11 protein-coding genes are annotated in these 12958 nt (G+C 69.3%); 6 read left to right on the top strand and 5 right to left on the bottom strand.

Annotated elements, in window-relative coordinates:
- Window positions 1-93: 93 nt before the first annotated feature.
- From CP973_RS40535 to CP973_RS34215, 6 genes are all read left to right on the top strand, one after another.
- Entirely contained in the window at window positions 94-702 is a 609-nt protein-coding gene (locus CP973_RS40535; protein ID WP_208853351.1) for an excalibur calcium-binding domain-containing protein, read from the top strand.
- 152 nt (window positions 703-854) lie between these two features.
- The gene (locus CP973_RS34235; RefSeq protein ID WP_167538563.1) at window positions 855-2477 is read left to right on the top strand and encodes a peptide ABC transporter substrate-binding protein; all 1623 of its coding nucleotides are present in this window, start codon (window positions 855-857) and stop codon (window positions 2475-2477) included.
- A 15-nt stretch (window positions 2478-2492) separates the two neighbouring features.
- The gene (locus CP973_RS34230) at window positions 2493-3416 is read left to right on the top strand and encodes an ABC transporter permease (RefSeq protein WP_150247764.1); all 924 of its coding nucleotides are present in this window, start codon (window positions 2493-2495) and stop codon (window positions 3414-3416) included.
- Window positions 3409-4413: an ABC transporter permease gene (locus CP973_RS34225; RefSeq protein WP_150247762.1), complete on the top strand. Its 1005-nt coding sequence runs from the start codon at window positions 3409-3411 to the stop codon at window positions 4411-4413. Before CP973_RS34230 ends, CP973_RS34225 begins: the two co-directional genes overlap by 8 nt.
- 11 nt (window positions 4414-4424) lie before the next feature.
- Window positions 4425-5459 (top strand): ABC transporter ATP-binding protein, encoded by a 1035-nt coding sequence (locus CP973_RS34220; RefSeq protein WP_150247760.1) that lies wholly within the window; start codon window positions 4425-4427, stop codon window positions 5457-5459.
- The gene (locus tag CP973_RS34215) at window positions 5456-6508 is read left to right on the top strand and encodes an ABC transporter ATP-binding protein (protein ID WP_150247758.1); all 1053 of its coding nucleotides are present in this window, start codon (window positions 5456-5458) and stop codon (window positions 6506-6508) included. Before CP973_RS34220 ends, CP973_RS34215 begins: the two co-directional genes overlap by 4 nt.
- 24 nt (window positions 6509-6532) lie before the next feature.
- On the opposite strand, the gene CP973_RS34210 is transcribed toward CP973_RS34215, so the two are convergent.
- The 5 genes from CP973_RS34210 to CP973_RS34190 form a co-directional block, all read right to left on the bottom strand.
- Window positions 6533-7675: an ABC transporter ATP-binding protein gene (locus tag CP973_RS34210; RefSeq protein ID WP_150247756.1), complete on the bottom strand. Its 1143-nt coding sequence runs from the start codon at window positions 7673-7675 to the stop codon at window positions 6533-6535.
- 11 nt (window positions 7676-7686) lie between these two features.
- Window positions 7687-8757, bottom strand: a complete 1071-nt coding sequence (locus CP973_RS34205; protein ID WP_425282048.1) for an ABC transporter ATP-binding protein — start codon at window positions 8755-8757, stop codon at window positions 7687-7689.
- A gap of 11 nt (window positions 8758-8768) precedes the next feature.
- Window positions 8769-9746 carry an ABC transporter permease gene (locus tag CP973_RS34200; protein ID WP_150247754.1) on the bottom strand — a complete coding sequence of 326 codons (978 nt, stop codon included), beginning with the start codon at window positions 9744-9746 and terminating at the stop codon, window positions 8769-8771.
- A 121-nt stretch (window positions 9747-9867) separates the two neighbouring features.
- On the bottom strand, window positions 9868-11670 hold the full coding sequence (locus CP973_RS34195; protein WP_150247751.1) for an ABC transporter substrate-binding protein: 1803 nt from the start codon (window positions 11668-11670) through the stop codon (window positions 9868-9870).
- 89 nt (window positions 11671-11759) lie between these two features.
- A complete protein-coding gene (locus CP973_RS34190; protein WP_150247749.1) occupies window positions 11760-12791 on the bottom strand; it encodes an ABC transporter permease in 1032 nt (343 codons plus the stop codon).
- Window positions 12792-12958: the final 167 nt, after the last annotated feature.

Here is a 12958-nt window from a genome sequence, read left to right as displayed (position 1 = left end):
GAGCCCGGGCGGACGGCGCAGACTGGGGGCAGGGACGTTTCGCCTGTTGGGGTGAGGCCGATGCGCCGTAGTGGTGTCGCAGTGGGTGCCGCCTTGTCGGCGGCTGTGCTGGCCGGGTGCGGTTCCTCCGGGGAGGGCGGCTCGGGGGCGACGGTCACGAGCACCCGTACGGTTACCGAGGCGCCCTCGCCCTCCGGTACGGGGACGGCCGCCCCCAGTACCGCACCGGAGGGGACGGTCGAGGCCCGCGACGCCGCCTCCGTCGTCGAGGACTACTACGCGGCCGTCAACGCCCGCGACTTCCGTCGCGCCTGGGACCTGGGCGGCCGGCACCTCGGGGGTTCATACGAGGCCTTCGTGGCGGGCTTCGCGGACACCGTGCACGACGCCGTCCGCGTGACCGGCGTCCAGGGGGACACCGTCTCGGTCGCGCTCGACGCCGAGCAGCGGGACGGGGCCGTGCGGTCCTTCGCCGGGACGTACACCGTCCGGGACGGGGTGATCGTCGGCGCGGACATCCGGGCGGTGGCGGGGCCGTCGCCGAGTGGCGGGGGTGGCGGCTCGCCGGCGCCGAGGCCGTCGTCGGGCGGGCCCGACCTCGACTGTTCGGACCTCGACGGGCCGACGCACGTCGGGACCTCCGACCCGCACCACCTTGACCGCGACGGCGACGGAGTCGGCTGCGAGCCGAACGACGAGTGATGCCCCGCGTCGGTCCGTGAAAGTCGCTCGTACGAGGGGATTCCCTCCGTGTCGGGCCCGGCTGACGGGATCCGGCGGGTCCGGGATGCCAGGTTGGGGCCGGCAGGCCGGGTCGTGGGTGCATCGGGCCGCAGCTCTGAGGAGGCAGCTCGTTGCGCGGAGCCTTGCGCGTCGGTTCGGCGTTCTTCGCGGCCACCGCGGTGGCCCTGGCGGCCGCCGGGTGCGGCGGGGGCGGGCAGGACCCCAGCGTCGTACGGGCGTCCTGGGGCGACCCGCAGAACCCGGTCGAGCCGGCCAACACCACCGACGTACAGGGCGGCAAGGTGCTCGACCTGGCTTTTCGGGGGCTGAAGCGGTACAACCCGCGGACCGCCGTGGCCGAGAACATGGTGGCCGAGTCGGTCGAATCACCGGACGCGCGGAACTTCACGGTGAAGCTCAAGCCGGGGTGGTCCTTCAGCAATGGGGAGAAGGTGACGGCCCGGTCTTTCGTCGATGCCTGGAATTACGGGGCGCTGGTCAGCAATCGGCAGCTGGGGGCGCCCTTCTTCAGTTATGTGGAGGGGTACGAGGAGGTCCACCCGGAGGGGGAGGGCGCGAAGCCGACCGCGCGGACGATGCGCGGTCTGCGGGTCAAGGACGAGCTGACGTTCACGGTGCGGCTGAACCAGAAATTCGGGCTGTGGCCGGAGATGCTCGGTTACAGCGCCTTTCTGCCGCTGCCCCGGCAGTTCTTCACCGACCACGACGCCTGGCTGGCGAAGCCGGTCGGCAACGGTCCGTACGCCGTGCAGTCGTACGCCAAGGGCGGGATCATGCGGTTGCGGACCTGGAAGGACTATCCGGGGCCCGACAAGGCGAAGAACGGTGGGGTCGATCTCCAGGTCTACACGGACAATGACACCGCCTACACCGACTTGATGGCGGGCAATCTCGATCTCGTGGACGATGTGCCGGCCTCGCAGCTGAAGCATGTGCAGAAGGATCTGCGAGGGCGGTACATCAACCAGCCCGCCGGGATCATTCAGACGCTGTCGTTCCCGATGTACGACAAGGCCTGGGCGAAGCCGGGCGTGGAAAAGGTCCGGCGCGGCATCTCGATGGCCATCAACCGGGCGGCCATCACCCGGCAGATCTTCCGGGGCACGCGGACGCCGGCCACCGACTGGACCGCCATGGCCCTCGGCGAGCACGGCGGCTACCAGGCGGGACTGTGCGGTACGGCGTGTACGTACGACCCGGCGGCGGCCCGGAAGCTGGTCGAGGAAGGGGGCGGGATTCCCGGCGGGTCGATGAAGGTGACGTACAACGCGGACACCGGATCGCACAAGCTGTGGGTGGACGCCCTGTGCAACAGCGTGAACAAGGCGCTGGGCCGGCATGTGTGCGACGGGAGCCCGATGGGCACCTTCGCCGATTACCGGTCCAAGGTCAGCGCGAAGAAGATGAGCGGCCCTTTCCGGGCCGGCTGGCAGATGGACTATCCGCTGATCCAGACGTTCCTGCAGAGCCAGTATTTCACCGGGGCCTCGTCCAACGACTCCGGCTGGAGCAACAAGGAATTCGACGGGCTGGTGAGCCGCGCGAACGCGGAACGCGACGTGGGCCGGGTCAACGACACCTATCACCGGGCCGAGCGGATCCTCGCCCGGGAAATGCCCGCGATTCCGCTCTGGTACCAGAACGGCAGCGGCGGCTACACGGACCGGGTCGAGCATGTCGCCCTGAACCCCTTCAGCGTTCCGGTGTACGACCAGATCACGATCAAGGACTGAGGGCGGGGGACGGCCATGGGGCGTTATGTGATCCGGCGGCTGCTACAGATGGTGCCGGTCTTCATCGGGGCCACCTTCCTGATTTTCGTGATGGTGTACGCGCTGGGCGATCCGGTCGCCGCGCTCTCCGGCGACCGCGCCCCCGACCCCGCCACCGCCGCGCAGATCCGCCGCGAACTCCATTTGGACGAGCCGCTGTGGCAGCAGTACCTGCAATACATGGGGCAGATCTTCACCGGGAATTTCGGTACGACGTTCGACGGCTTGCAGGTCCTGGACAAGATGGGCACCGCCTTTCCCGTCACCCTGCGGCTGACCGCGGTCGCCGTCGTCGCGGAGATCGTCGTCGGGGTGACGCTGGGCGTGCTCAGCGGGCTGCGGCGCGGGCGGCTGCTGGACACCGGGGTGCTGGTGCTGACGCTGGTCGTGGTGTCCGTGCCGACGTTCGTCAGCGGGTATGTCCTCCAGTACCTGCTGGGCGTGAAGTGGGGGTGGGTCACCCCGGCCGTCCCGATCGGCGCGCCCCTGGACGCGCTGCTGCTCCCCGGCTGCGTGCTGGCGCTGGTGTCGCTGGCGTACGTCACCCGGCTCACCCGTACGTCGATCGCGGAGAACGCCCGCGCCGACTACGTCCGTACGGCCGTCGCCAAGGGGCTGCCCCGGCGGCGGATCGTCGTGCGGCACCTGCTGCGCAACTCGCTCATCCCGGTGGTCACCTTCATCGGCGCCGACATCGGGTCCCTGATGGGCGGCGCGGTGGTCACCGAACGGATCTTCAATGTGCACGGCGTCGGCTACGAGCTGTACCAGGGCATCGTCCGCCAGAACTCCCCGACCGTCGTCGGCTTCGTGACCGTCCTGGTCATCGTCTTCCTGCTGGCGAACCTGATCGTCGACCTCCTGTACGCCGTGCTCGACCCGAGGATCCGCTATGCCTGAACCCGAGCGCCCCGAGCCGTTCCAGACGGCGGGCGGCGGCACGCCACTGCCCGCCGTCGAGGCGGAGACCATGGGCGGGCTCGCCGGGCCGCCCGAGGTGCCCGGCGCACCGGGAGCGCCGCAGGGCACCGGCGTGCAGCCCGCCACCGGCCGGGCCCGCAGCCTGTGGTCGGACGCCTGGCACGACCTGCGCCGCAACCCGGTCTTCCTGGTCTCCGGGCTGCTGATCGTCTTCTTCGTGCTGATCGCCGTCTGGCCGTCCCTGCTGACCGGCACCGACCCGCTGGACTGCGACATCACCCGGTCCCAGGAGGGCTCGCGGTCCGGCCATCCCTTCGGCTTCGACACCCAGGGCTGCGACGTCTTCGCGCGTACGGTGCACGGGGCCCGCGCCTCGGTGGCGGTCGGCGTCTGCGCGACGGCCGGAGCCGCGCTGCTCGGCGGGGTGCTGGGCGGCCTCGCCGGGTTCTTCGGCGGCTGGTGGGACGCGCTGCTCTCCCGTGTCGCGGACATGTTCTTCGCCATTCCCATGCTGCTGGGCGGCCTGGTCTTCCTGTCCGTGGTGCCGTCCGGGTCGGTGTGGCCGGTCGTCGGGTTCATCGTGCTGCTCGGCTGGCCGCAGCTGGCGCGGATCGCGCGCGGCTCCGTACTGACCGTCAAACAGGCCGACTTCGTGCAGGCCGCGCGGGCGCTGGGGGCCGGGAACACCCGGCTGCTGCTGCGGCATCTGGCGCCCAACGCGGTCGCACCGGTGATCGTCGTGGCGACCATCGCGCTCGGTACGTACATCGCGCTGGAGGCGACGCTGTCCTACCTGGGCGTCGGCCTGAAGCCGCCGACGGTCTCCTGGGGCATCGACATCTCCGAGGCGTCCAAACAGATCCGCAACGCGCCGCACATGCTGCTGTGGCCGGCGGGCGCGCTCAGCCTGACCGTGCTGGCGTTCATCATGCTCGGCGACGCGGTGCGCGACGCCCTCGACCCCAAGTTGCGCTGAGGAGACGGTGGATGACGGCTGAGGGCACGCGGGGGGCCGCCCCCGCGGACGGCGGCGCGCTGCTGGACGTACGCGGGTTGCAGGTCGAGTTCCGTACGCGGGACGGGATCGCGCGCGCGGTCAACGGTGTCAGCTACACGGTCGCCGCGGGTGAGACGCTGGCCGTGCTGGGCGAGTCGGGATCGGGCAAGTCGGTGACCGCGCAGGCGGTGATGGGCATCCTGGACACCCCGCCCGGGTACGTCACCGGCGGCGAGATCCTCTTCCACGGCCGGGACCTGCTGCGGATGGGCGCCGAGGAACGGCGCCGGGTCCGGGGCAGCAAGCTCGCGATGATCTTCCAGGACGCGCTGTCGGCGCTCAACCCGGTGCTGAGCGTGGGCGCGCAGCTCGGGGAGATGTTCGAGGTGCACCGCGGCGCGTCGCGCTCGGCGGCCCGCGACCGGGCCGCCGAGCTGATGGACCGGGTGCGCATCCCGGCCGCCCGCAGCCGGGTGGGGGACTACCCGCACCAGTTCAGCGGCGGTATGCGCCAGCGCATCATGATCGCGATGGCGCTGGCCCTGGAGCCGGACCTGATCATCGCGGACGAGCCCACCACCGCCCTCGACGTGACCGTCCAGGCGCAGGTCATGGACCTGCTCGCGGAGCTGCGCCGGGAGTACGCCATGGGCCTCGTCCTGATCACCCACGACCTGGGCGTGGTCGCGGACGTGGCCGACCGGATCGCCGTCATGTACGCGGGCCGGATCGTGGAGACCGCCCCCGTCCACGACCTCTACCGGGCGCCGGCCCACCCGTACACCCGGGGTCTGCTCGACTCCATCCCGCGCCTGGACCGCAAGGGCCGGGAGCTGTACGCGATCAAGGGCCTGCCGCCCAGCCTGACCGCGATCCCGCCGGGCTGCCCCTTCCACCCGCGCTGCCCCAAGGCGCGGGACGTCTGCCGTACGGACCGGCCGCCGCTGTACGACGTGGCCCCGGGCCGGGCCAGCGCGTGCCACTTCTGGGAGGAGACCGTCAGTGAGCAGGGAGAGCGCCCATGAGCGCTGAGGTGGCGGCGGGCGCAGGGGAGCCCGTCCTCGACGTACGGGAGCTGGCCAAGCTCTACCCGCTGACCCGGGGCATCGTGCTGCGCAAGCAGATCGGCTCGGTCAGGGCGGTGGACACCGTCTCCTTCACGCTGCGCAAAGGGGAGACGCTGGGCATCGTCGGCGAATCCGGGTGCGGCAAGTCGACGGTCGCCAAGATGCTGGTCGGGCTGGAGAAGCCGACCGGCGGCCGGATCCTGTACCGGGGGGAGGACATCACCAAGCTGTCCGGGCGCGCGCTGAAGGCCGTGCGCCGCAACATCCAGATGGTGTTCCAGGACCCGTACACCTCGCTCAACCCGCGGATGACGGTCGGCGACATCATCGGCGAGCCGTACGACATCCACCCGGAGGTGGCCCCGAAGGGCGACCGGCGCAGAAGAGTGCGGGAACTGCTGGATGTCGTCGGCCTCAACCCCGAATACATCAACCGCTACCCGCACCAGTTCTCCGGCGGCCAGCGCCAGCGCATCGGCATCGCCCGCGGCCTGGCGCTGCGCCCGGAGATCATCGTCGCGGACGAACCGGTCTCCGCGCTGGACGTGTCGGTCCAGGCGCAGGTCGTCAACCTGCTGGAACGCCTCCAGGACGAGTTCGACCTGTCGTACGTCTTCATCGCGCACGACCTGTCGGTCGTGCGGCACATCTCCGACCGGGTCGCCGTGATGTACCTCGGCCGCTTCGTCGAGACCGGTACGGAGGAGGAGATCTACGGCCATCCGACGCACCCGTACACCCAGGCCCTGCTGTCCGCCGTACCCGTACCGGACCCCGGGGCGCGCGCCCGCCGCGAACGCATCCTGCTGGCCGGGGACGTGCCCTCGCCCGCCGATCCGCCGTCCGGCTGCCGCTTTCGCACGCGCTGCTGGAAGGCGCGGGAACGCTGCGCCCTGGAGGTGCCGGCGCTGGCCGTACCGGAAGGCTTCGAAGAGGTGACGGGGCCCGCCCGGCACGCCTCGGCCTGCCATTTCGCGGAGGAGCGGCAGGTGGTGCCGGAGGCCTGACGGGCGGCCCGCACCCGCCCCCGGTCAGCGCGCGTCCGGCCCCGGCACCGCGTCCTCGATCGCCGCCAGCGCCGGGTCCAGCACGATGTCCTCGTCCCGCGCCGCCGTCGTCGGCTCCTCCGGGAAGTGGCACGCCGTCAGATGGCCCGACCGGTTGCCGGTGATCTGCACCAGCGGTGGTACCTCGGTGGCGCACTTGTCGCGCGCCTTCCAGCAGCGGGTACGGAACCGGCAGCCGGACGGCGGATCGATCGGCGACGGCACGTCCCCGGCCAGCCGGATGCGCTCGCGGTCGTCCGGCTCCTCCTGCGCGTCCAGCAGCCGGGCCTCCGGGACGGCGGAGAGCAGCGCGTGGGTGTACGGGTGGCGCGGCCGGTGGTAGATCGAGTCCCGGTCGCCGACCTCGACGATCTTGCCCAGGTACATCACCGCGACCCGCTGGCTGAAGTGCCGCACGATCGCCAGGTCGTGTGCGATGAACAGGAACGCGATGTTCAGTTCGCGCTGCAACTCCTGGAGAAGATTGACCACTTGGGCCTGGATGGAGACGTCCAGCGCGGAGACCGGCTCGTCCGCGACGATCAGCTTTGGCTCCAGCGCGAGCGCCCGGGCCACGCCGATGCGCTGGCGCTGGCCGCCGGAGAACTCGTGCGGGAAGCGGTTGTAGTGCTCCGGGTTGAGGCCGACGGTCTCCAGCAGCTCCCGGACCCGCTGCTCCCGGCCGCCCGGCGGCTCGATGCCGTTGATCTCCATCGGCCCGCCGATGATGGTGCCGACCGTCTGCCGGGGGTTCAGCGACGAGTACGGGTCCTGGAAGATCATCTGGATCTCGGAGCGGACCGGGGCCAGCTCCTTGCGCCCGGCGTGGGTGATGTCCCGGCCCCGGTACGTGATCGACCCCGCGGTCGGCTCCAGCAGCCGGGTCAGCAGCCGCCCGGTGGTGGACTTCCCGCAGCCCGACTCGCCGACCAGGCCGAACGTCTCACCGGTGTGCACGGTCAGATCGATGCCGTCGACCGCCTGCACCGCGCCGATCCGGCGCTTGAAGGGGAACCCCGCCATGATCGGGAAGTGTTTGGTCAGGCCCTCGGCGGTCAGCAGCACCTCGCCGGGCCCGGCGGCGGCCGGACGGGGAGCGGGGACGATGACGTCTTCGGGTGCGTTCATGGTCGTCGCTCCTAGCCCAGCCGGGGCTTGATCTGTTCGGTGAACAGGGTGTGCTTCTGTTCGAGGGTCAGATGGCAGGCCGCGGCGCGTCCGGGGGCCAGCAGCGGCCGCTCGTCCTGGCAGCGGGAGCCGCCCACCTCGGGCGGGAAGGCGCAGCGCGGGTGGAAGGGGCAGCCCGAGGGCGGCGCGAGCAGGCTCGGCGGCGTGCCGGGGATCGGCGTCAGCGGTTCGTCGACGTTCGACGACAGCCGCGGCATCGAGCCCAGCAGGCCCCAGGTGTACGGGTGCCGCGGCTCGGTGAGGATCTCCTTGACGGTGCCGCGCTCCACGGCCCGCCCGGCGTACATCACCAGCAGCTCGTCGGCGGTGTTGGCGACCACGCCCAGGTCGTGGGTGATCAGGATGATGGCGGAGCCGAACTCCTGCTGGAGGTCCTTGAGCAGGTCCAGGATCTGTGCCTGTACGGTCACGTCCAGCGCCGTGGTCGGCTCGTCGGCGATCAGCAGGGACGGGTTGCACACCAGCGCCATGGCGATCATGGCGCGCTGGCGCATCCCGCCGGAGAACTGGTGCGGATAGTCGTCCACCCGCAGCGTCGGCTGCGGGATGCCCACCTTCGCCAGCATCTCGACCGCCCGCTGCCGGCCCTCGCGCTTGCTCGCGCCGGTGTGCTTGATGAACGGCTCGGCGATCTGCCGCCCCACCGTGTAGTACGGCGACAGCGAGGTCAGCGGGTCCTGGAAGATCATCGCCAGCTTGTTGCCGCGCAGCTTCTCCAGGTCCTTCTCCCGGGCCCCGGTCAGCTCGTCGCCGTCCAGCAGGATCTCCCCGGCGATCTCCGTGTAGTTGGGGTTGTGCAGGCCCAGGATCGCCAGGTTGGTCACCGACTTGCCGGAGCCGGACTCGCCGACGATGCCGAGGGTGCGGCCGCGCTCCAGGTCGAAGGAGAGGTTGTCGACCGCCTGGACCACGCCGTCCTCGGTGGCGAACCGTACGTACAGGTCCCGTACGGACAGGAAGGGCGGGGCGGGTGCCGGCGCGGCCGGGCCCGGTGCGGCCGCGGGCTGGGTGGGTGTGGACACGGGGTCTTCTCCTAGGACAGCCGCACACGCGGGTCGATGAACGCGTAGCAGGCGTCCACCACGATGTTGAACAGGATGATGAAGGTCGCGGCGAACAGCATCACGCCCATGGTCATCGGCAGGTCGGTGTTCTGCACCGACTTCACGGCGAGGGTGCCGAGGCCCGGCAGCGCGAAGGTGTATTCGGTGATCATCGCGCCGCCGAAGAGGGACCCCAGGTCGATGCCGAAAATGGTGACGATGGGAATGAGCGAGCCGCGCCAGGCGTAGCGGAAGAAGACCCTGCGGGAGGCCATTCCCTTGGCCCGCGCGGTCCGTACGTGATCCTCCTGAAGCTGTTCGATCATCGAGGAGCGCGCCATGCGGGTGTACTGCGCGGTGAAGATGATGGAGAGCACGCACCAGGGAATGATCAGCCCCAGGAACCATCCCACCGGGTCGTCGAAGAACGGTACGTACTTCGGCTGTCCGAACCAGCCGAGGTTGTAGACCAGCAGGGCCAGCACGATCGGCCCGACGAAATAGATCTGCATCGAGGAGAGCACCAGCGAGGCCGAGCTGAAGATCTTGTCGATCAGCTTGCCCTGTTTCCAGGCCGCGATCATTCCGGTGCCGACGCCCACCGTCAGGAAGACCGCGGCGGCGCCGATGGTCAGCGAGACGGTGGTCGGGAAGCGGTCCACGATCGTGTCCCAGACGGGATCGCCGTTGGCGAAGGAATAGCCGAAGCAGGGGGCCGGGCACGGGCCTTGGGCGAAATCCCGTCCGGTGACGATGCCGGACATGAATTCCCAGTACTGGACCGGAACCGGCTTGTCGAGCCCGAGATTCTTGTGGATCACTGCGATGGCGTCGGGCGTGCAGTTCTTTCCGCAGGCCAGCAGCGCGGGATCCCGGGGGGCGGCGAAGAAGAGGAAGAACGTGAACGCGCTGATGATCAGCAGGATCACGATCGCGCCGAGGGACCGGCGGAAGAGGAAACGCAGCATGGCAGTCGCAGCTCTCGTGGGCAGCCGGAGGGTGGAAGGGTGCGCCGGGCCGGTGTGCCCGTCCGGGACGACGGGCACACCGGGCGCGGGCGGCGCGTGGGCGCCTGGGGCGCCGGCTCCGCTACTTCTTCACGTACAGCTTGGTCGGGTCGACCGAGCTGATGATGTCGTTGTTGACGACCCCGCCGACCTTGGAGCCGTGCAGCTGGACCTGCTTGTAATAGAAGGTCGGCAGCTGCGGCAGGTCCTCCTTGAGGATCTTCTCGCCGAGCGCGAACCAGTCGTGCGCGGCCTTCGTCTGGTCGGTCAGCTGGGAGATCCGGTCGATTTCCTTGTTGACCGCGGGGTTGTTGTAGTGCGAGTAGTTCGGCGCGTTGTCCTGGATCTGCCGGCCGTCGTAGACCGGCGGGATCACGGTCAGCGCGCTGGGCCAGTCGGCGCCCCACGCGGAGGGGTAGATGTCGAACTGGTTGTCGACCTTGCCGATGATGTCGTAGTAGGTGTCCGACGGCAGGTCCTTGTTCTGCACGTTGAAGCCGGCCTTGCGCAGGTTGTCGGCGACCGCGACCGAGTACTTCTGCGGCTCCGGCGCGTTGGTGTACGCGAAGGTCAGCTTCATGCCGACCTTGCCGGCCTCCTTGAGCAGCTGCTTGGCCTTCTCCACGTCGCCCATCGGCTTCTTGAGCTTGCCGTACGGGTCGATGTCCTTGTGGCCGGTGAGCGTCGGGCTGATGTAGCTGCCCGCCAGCTCGCCGCCGCCCGGCACGCCGTACGCGTCCAGGATGGCCTGGATGGGCAGCGCGTGGGCGATGGCCTCGCGGACCTTCTTGTCCTTCAAGCGCTTCATGTTGAAGTTCATGACGCCGACGTAGGGCTGGTAGCCGGAGGTCGAGCGCTTCTTGATGTCCGGCTCGCCCGCCACCTGCTGGAGGCTGGCGGCGTCGACCTGGTTGTTGAAGCTGATGGCGGTCTTGTTGTCGGCGCTGTCGGACATCAGCCGCTGCGTGGAGTCCGGGTAGGAGACCCCGAACTGGATGTCGAACCGGTCGACGTACTGGTGCCGGGTGATGTCCGTGTTCGGGTCCCAGTTGGGGTTGCGGACCAGCTGCATGCCCTTGCCGGACTTGAACGACCCCGGCTGGATCTTGTACGGGCCGGAGGCGACCGGGGCCTTGTCGTACCTCTCCTTGGTGTCGCCCTTCTCCGGGACGACGGCGTAGCCCGCCATGGCCAGCGCGTACGGCAGGTCACCGACCGGCTTCTTGAAGTGGAAGCGGATGGTGTTCTCGTCCGGCGTCTCCAGCACGCTGTCGGGCAGGTGCTTGCCCTTGTACGGGCCGTCCGGCAGCAGCTTGCGGTATTCGTTGCCCTCCGCGTCGGCCAGCCAGCGCTGGACGTACGTCGGCCCGTTGGAGATGAAGCTCGCGAACTGGCGCTCGAAGGTGTGCCGCAGGTCCTTCGAGGTGATCGGCTGCCCGTTCTCGAACTTCACCCCCTTCTTCAGGGTGTAGGTCCAGGTCCGGCCGCCGTCGGAGGACTTGCCGCTGTCCGTCGCCAGGTCGCCGACCACCGTGTACTTGCCCTTGTTGTCCAGGTGGTACGAGGTCAGCCGGCGGAACAGCAGCGTGGACAGGGTGCCCTCGTCGCTGACGTAGATCTGGGCCGGGTCCAGGTGGTCGTAGGTGTCCCGCTGGTAGACCTTGATCGTGCCGCCGGACGTGGCGCCCGGCACCGCCTCGGCCGGGCCCGTGGACGCCTTGGCGTCCCCGAAGGTGATCTGGGCGCGCTGGCTCTCGGCCTGCTTGCGGCCCTCGTCGTCCCCCGCCCCCTTGCCGGCCCCGCTGCTGCAGGCGGTCAGGACCAGTGCCCCCGCGGACAGCGCCACGACCGTGGCGCGCGCTCTGTGCGTACGGACTGTCTTCATGGTGGTGGATGCACCTGCCTGTCGTAGTTCCGTGGCCGCTGCCTGACGTGTGCGGTGCTGGGGTGGCAGCACCCCCCGTGGAACACGTTTCACCGGGCGCGCTTCGGGTCGAAGGCGTCCCGGACGGAATCCCCGAGGAGGTTGAACGCCACGATGAAGATCACCATCGCGACGCCGGGGAAGAACAAGTACGTGATGTCGTTGCGGTAGTAGTCGGCGGCGTTGGCGAACATCCGGCCCCAGTCGGGCGTGGGCTCGACCAGGCCGACACCCAGGAAGGACAGACCGGCGATGGCGGTGACGAAGTTGGGGAGCATGTACGTCGTCTGCACCAGGATCGGCGTCATCACGTTCGGCAGCAGCTCGCGCCGGATGATGCGGGCCGGGGAGGCCCCGCTGACCTTGGCCGCGTCGATGAACTCCCGCTCACGCAGCGACAGGACGGTGCCGCGCAGCAGCCGGGCCAGGCTCATCCAGCCCAGGAACCACAGCACCAGGATCAGGATGAGACAGCGCATCCAGGTCGCCATCGCGTCCTCGGGGGCCACGAAGATCGCGCCGACCACCGGGACGAACGCGACGAAGAACAGCTGGTTGGGAAAGGCCATCAGCAGGTCGATGAGCCGGCCGATGAAGTAGTCGATCCGGCCGCCGAAGTATCCGGCCGCCACACCCATCACGATCGCGGTCAGCACCGATACCAGGGTGATGGCGACCGAGAGGTAGAGCGTCGTGCGGATGCCGTAGATCAATTGCATGAAAACATCGCGGCCGAGGCCCGGTTCGATGCCGAACCAGAAATCACCGGAGATCCCGCCGTTCGGCTGCGCGGGATATCCGTTGACCAGCAGGCCCGGGGTGATCTGCCCGTAGCGGGTGTACGGGTCTTTTCCGTAGAGCTTGGAGATCACCGGGGCCAGCAGGCCGATCAGGAAGAAGGCCAGCACGACACAGCCGCTGATCACTCCGGCCCGGTCGCGCCGGAATCTGATCCACATCAATTGGCCGGGGGAACGGCCGGCCAGTTCCCCGATCTTGCTGCCCTTGATTCTTCCGGTGCCCTCGGGCCCGAGTCCGGAGGGATCGGTCTGCGTCACCGCGGTCTGGGACGGACTGGTCATCGCGAAGTTCCCCCGCACGGAGTTCACCTGGAACAGGAAGCCGAGCTGATAGGCACCGCTGGTTGAGCGGACTTTGGCAAGTGATTTATGTCGCAGTCAAGAGGACGGTGGGGGCCCGGCCGGGCGGTGTCCGCTTCTTGAGCGAAGGGTGTGCAGATTGACGCCAC

This window comes from Streptomyces albofaciens JCM 4342, from assembly GCF_008634025.1.
Classification (GTDB): domain Bacteria; phylum Actinomycetota; class Actinomycetes; order Streptomycetales; family Streptomycetaceae; genus Streptomyces; species Streptomyces albofaciens.
Note: the sequence above shows the minus strand (reverse complement) of the source record. Positions and strands in the feature narration are given on the sequence as shown.